At 36.0% G+C, this 1,251-nt stretch carries 1 protein-coding gene; it reads left to right on the top strand.

Annotation, left to right across the window (positions count from 1 at the left end; all coding sequences use genetic code 11):
* The first annotated feature begins 175 nt into the window (after positions 1–175).
* The gene (locus RMY63_RS41650; RefSeq protein ID WP_322734266.1) at positions 176–1,189 is read left to right on the top strand and encodes a transposase; all 1,014 of its coding nucleotides are present in this window, start codon (positions 176–178) and stop codon (positions 1,187–1,189) included.
* Positions 1,190–1,251: the final 62 nt, after the last annotated feature.

Below are 1,251 nucleotides of genomic sequence, written 5' to 3'. Positions count from 1 at the left end.
CAGGACTTACGCAACTGGCACAGCGCGATCGCATTATTATAGTAGATATGTACTATAAAGGGGTGACGTACTCAGAGGACATTGCTGAAATTAGTAACAGTAATCGGCTGTGTTAAGTATTCATCAAATCATGAGAAAATTAGCTGAGGATGCATAAAATAAATCCTGTAGGTTTATGAGATTTACTAAACTTAATTATTGCCAGTACTTGTTAAGTAGTCAGATTAATTATACGCTCACAAATTTGGCGGAGCATTTAGAGCAGATCAGTCATGATAAAATCAACCGTTATTTAAATAACGAAAAATTAACACCTCGGATTCTTTGGGATAATGTCAAAGATTTAATAGAAATAAATGATAATGCTTATTTGGTTTTTGATGACACAGTAATTGATAAACGATACGCTATTGAAATAGAGCCAAGTAAACGTCAATATAGTGGCAACGAGCATGGTGTAATTCAAGGGATTGGGCTAGTAAATTGTGTATATGTCAATCATGAAATCGGAAAGTTTTGGGTAGTTGACTATCGAATTTATGACCCAGATAGAGATGGCAAAACAAAGATAGAACATGTAACAGAGATGCTGCAAAACCTTGTGTACCATAAGAATTTACCATTTAAAGCCGTCTTGATGGACACCTGGTATGCGACAAATAACTTGATGTTATATATTGATGGGTTAGGGAAATATTATTATTGCCCTCTGAAACGTAATCGACTCGTTGATGATACGTCAGGGCAAAAAGATTATAAAAGAATTGAATTATTATCTTGGAATGAAAAAGAGTTAGAATCAGGAAAATTAGTTAAAATAAAAAAGTTTCCAGGTGCGAAAAAAGTGAAACTGTTCCGGGTAACTGTCTCCACCGACAGAACGGATTTTATCGCTACAAACGATTTATCTCAAGGTTCTACGAACGTTGTACAAAAAGTGTGTAAGGAACGATTGCAAGTTGAAGAGTTTCACCGAGAATTAAAACAATTAACTGGCATTGAATCATGTCAATGTCGTAAGGGTCGTATTCAAAGAAATCATATTGCTTGCGCTATTTTAGTCTGGCTTAGGCTCAAAGATTTAGCTTATAAAACTGGTCAAACAATTTATCAAATTAAGCATGGATTGTTATCAAATTATTTAGTTCAGCAACTAAAACGCCCGGATGTTCCCATGTTTATTGCCTAGTTGTTTGACGCGCGGCACGGCTACACCGCGCCATTGCTTGTGACAGTTGCGTAAGTCCTGGT

The organism is Nostoc sp. ChiQUE01b (assembly GCF_034531255.1).
Taxonomy (GTDB): Bacteria; Cyanobacteriota; Cyanobacteriia; order Cyanobacteriales; family Nostocaceae; genus Nostoc.
This window is presented reverse-complemented; position numbering and strand designations above follow the sequence as displayed.